5 protein-coding genes are annotated in these 3,369 nt (G+C 46.9%); all 5 read right to left on the bottom strand.

Annotated features, from left to right (window positions below):
- Nucleotides 1-635, bottom strand: a 635-nt coding sequence (locus AC5V8P_RS24490; protein ID WP_495473969.1) for a TerC family protein, incomplete at its 3' end; no start/stop codon positions are given.
- Between the two features lie 26 nt (nucleotides 636-661).
- Nucleotides 662-1,927 carry a TerD family protein gene (locus AC5V8P_RS24485; RefSeq protein ID WP_064795730.1) on the bottom strand — a complete coding sequence of 422 codons (1,266 nt, stop codon included), beginning with the start codon at nucleotides 1,925-1,927 and terminating at the stop codon, nucleotides 662-664.
- A gap of 102 nt (nucleotides 1,928-2,029) precedes the next feature.
- Nucleotides 2,030-2,611 carry a TerD family protein gene (locus tag AC5V8P_RS24480; RefSeq protein ID WP_025717139.1) on the bottom strand — a complete coding sequence of 194 codons (582 nt, stop codon included), beginning with the start codon at nucleotides 2,609-2,611 and terminating at the stop codon, nucleotides 2,030-2,032.
- A 31-nt stretch (nucleotides 2,612-2,642) separates the two neighbouring features.
- Nucleotides 2,643-3,218, bottom strand: a complete 576-nt coding sequence (locus AC5V8P_RS24475; RefSeq protein ID WP_064795729.1) for a TerD family protein — start codon at nucleotides 3,216-3,218, stop codon at nucleotides 2,643-2,645.
- Between the two features lie 46 nt (nucleotides 3,219-3,264).
- A complete protein-coding gene (locus tag AC5V8P_RS24470) occupies nucleotides 3,265-3,369 on the bottom strand; it encodes a TerD family protein (RefSeq protein ID WP_495473970.1) in 105 nt (34 codons plus the stop codon).

Below are 3,369 nucleotides of genomic sequence, written 5' to 3'. Positions count from 1 at the left end.
ATATGAAAGCCAAAAGCAGCAGCCAGCATTTTACCCCCGATAATGGCGATCATAATAAAGGCTGTCTGTTCCAGTTCCGGAAATTTGTCAATGAGCTTGAGGAACAGTTGTGCGACACCACGCATCATCAGAACACCGAGTATACCACCCATGAAGAGAACCCATACTTTCTCGCTCACCCCAAAAGCGGCAATGACGCTGTCAATACTGAAGGCAATATCCATCAGTTCGACCATTAATACGGTTTTCCAGAAAGAAGTAGGTTTGTTCTTCACTTCTCCATCACCCTCGGACTTGAACAAGCCCTTATAAGCGATATAAAGCAGATAAGCGGCACCCAGTACCTTAATCAGCGTAAACTTAATCAGGAAGGTACCCAAGCCGATGGCCAGGAATCTGAATAAATACGCACCTAAAATCCCGTAAAATAAGGCTCTCTTCTGCTGTTCCTTCGGTAAATGCTTAACCATAACCGCAAGAACTAAAGCGTTATCCGCCGACAAAAGACCTTCCAGCAAAATGAGAGTACCAATAATCCCCCAACTTACCGGGTCAGTAAACGTGCCTACCACATCACTCCATGAAAAGAAATGACCGTAGTTCTCGCTGATATTTTTGAATAAATCATTTAACATGAAAAGAGTGCCTCCGATAATTCAGTTTATTTACTACCCTGCGTCCAGCGCATGCCCCAGTTGTATGCCCGATCAAGTTCACGATGACCGCCATAGAATTGCACGAGTCTCTCGATACTGAACGTTTCATCATTCACATTTTGGATCATCGCAATCGCACACATCCCTTTGCGATTGTCATGTTCGTTCATATGAACAATAATGTCCGGCCCGTCCTTCTGGTACAGCGTGACCACCCCGTCTGCTTGTGACCAGTTCGTGACTCCTTCATAAATGAAGGTAAACACCAAAATTCGCTTAATCTCAGAAATTTTAGCCCCATTTATGCGGAGATTTTCCCCTGTTTTCACAGAGCCTGTCCGGTCGTCACCATCGAGGGCAATGTACGGGAAGCGATGGAGAGAACCGAATGCTTCCCCAAGCGCCTGAACAACCCCTTTATCCCCGTTCTTCATCTCATACAAGCAGCCCAGATCCAGATCGACACTCTTGGAGCCACGACTGAAAAATCCTTTGCTCTGCTGCACCTGATTCCAGTTCAGATTGATTAGGATTTCACCCAACCCGCTTGAGCCCTTTTTCAGGTTAATGGTGTCGCCCTTTTTCTTCAGCTCAATTTTCCGCAAATTCAGATTTACTGGATTTGCAGCTGGCTCTGGCTTTGGAACAGGAGGTGCAGGTGGGGGTGTTGGTGCTGGTCGAGGCGCTGGAGGTGGCGTAGGCACTGGCGCCGCAGGAGCCGGATTATTTTCCACTTCAATACCGAAATTTGCACACAACGCATCCAATCCACCGGAAAAACCTGCACCTATCGCGTTAAACTTCCATTCACCGTTATGGCGGTACAGCTCGCCTATTACAATGGCCGTCTCGACTGTAAAACCACTGTCCAAATTAAATCGCAGAACCTCTCCATTAACCGGATGAACAAAACGTATAAATCCACCTTGAACCTGTCCAAAATTTTGTCGTTTCTGATCCGCATCATAGATGGTCAGCGTAAACGCGATCTTCTCGATATGGGAAGATACTCTGGTAAGGTCCAGGGAAAATTGCTTCTTGTCGCCAAACTGTTGTCCATCTGAATAAGTGATAAAGGATGTGGTCGGATTATTGTAAAAGATCAGATCCTCATCGCCCGACACTTTCCCTCCAGCGCCTAGCAAAAATGCAGAAGTATCGAGTTCCAGAGCCGCTGAGGACTCCCAACCGATCCCTATATTGACTTGGCTCAGACCTGGATTCGTTTTGGTCAAATCCACCTTCTGCCCCTTTACTACGATAACAGCCATGAGTGTGTCACCTTTCTGTCCGTTTGTCGTGTTCAGCGTACGCCATTCCAATGGCCTAAAAAGAAAGGGTAGCGCCCTTTGGACACCACCCCCAAGTGGATATTATTGAGCGTCCAAGCCATAGTTTTTAGCAAGCGCACCCAATCCACCAGCAAAGCCACTACCAATAGCCTGGAACTTCCAGTCCGCATTCTGACGGTAAAATTCGCAGAATACCACAGCTGTTTCGGTGGAGAAATCCTCACCCAAATCGTAGCGCAGCACTTCACGATCCGTTGCCGCATCTACCACACGTACAAAAGCATTGGACACTTGTCCAAAGTTCTGCGCACGTGCCTCATAGTCGTAAATCGTAACGGTAATCCCGATACGGTGGATGTTCGCTGGAACCTTTGCAAAATCAATAATAATTTGCTCGTCATCCCCGTCGCCCTCACCCGTGCGGTTATCGCCTGTATGAGTAACAGCACCTGCTCCACCTGTTGGGTTATTGTAGAATACAAAATCGTCAGCTGCCTTCGCTTTACCGTCTTCATACAGCAGGAAAGCCGAAGCATCCAAGTCAAATTCAGCGCCACCACTGTATTTATTGGTATCCCAGCCAAGACCTACAACAACACGAGTCAAGCCTGGATTCGTTTTGGTCAGATCAATACGTTGTCCTTTGGAAAGACTAATGGTCATACTGCATACCTGCCTTCTTTGTGTGGATTTTTTAAGCTAAACCGTAATCGCGTGTCAACCCTGCAAGACCGTCCTGGTAGCCGCTGCCAATGGCATTGAACTTCCACTCACCGTTGTGGCGATACAGTTCGCCTACCACGACGCCTGTTTCGATCGAGAAATCTTCTCCCAGATCAAAGCGAACCAATTCTTCGTTGTTAGCCTCATTTACGATACGGGCATAAGCGCGGGACACTTGTCCAAAGTTTTGATTGCGTTCTTGAGCCTCATAGATTGTAATCGTAAAGGCGATCTTTTCTACGTTAGCAGGCACGCTGCTCAGATCAACCTTAATTTGCTCGTCGTCTCCGTCACCTTCACCTGTACGGTTATCTCCGGTATGAACAACAGAACCGTTTTCGTTTTGTGGATTATTAAAGAAGACAAAGTTCTTTTCTGTTTCCACTTTGCCGTCCGCATTCGCCAAAAATACGGATACGTCCAAGTCAAAATCTTTACCGCCATCGTACTTATTGGTGTCCCAGCCGAGACCAACCGTGATTTTGGACAAACCTGGATTTGTTTTCGTCAAATCAATCTTTTGACCTTTGGATAAGTTAATTGCCATGAGTAAGGACCCCGTTTCTTATTAGTTTTGTAGGAGCAACCTAAAATTACATGTAACGCTCAGCCAGCACATCAATATGTACGGCGTGGGTACCTGCCCCGATTGCCGCAAACTTCCATTCGCTATTATGGCGATAGAGCTCCCCGCAGAT

Source organism: Paenibacillus sp. N119s, assembly GCF_059447605.1.
This window is presented reverse-complemented; position numbering and strand designations above follow the sequence as displayed.

Excerpts from the sequence above, each read along its gene's own strand:
- AC5V8P_RS24485 (WP_064795730.1), bottom strand. The coding sequence starts at position 1,927 with ATGGCTGTTATCGTAGTAAAGGGGCAGAAGGTGGATTTGACCAAAACG.
- AC5V8P_RS24480 (WP_025717139.1), bottom strand. The coding sequence starts at position 2,611 with ATGACCATTAGTCTTTCCAAAGGACAACGTATTGATCTGACCAAAACG.
- AC5V8P_RS24475 (WP_064795729.1), bottom strand. The coding sequence starts at position 3,218 with ATGGCAATTAACTTATCCAAAGGTCAAAAGATTGATTTGACGAAAACA.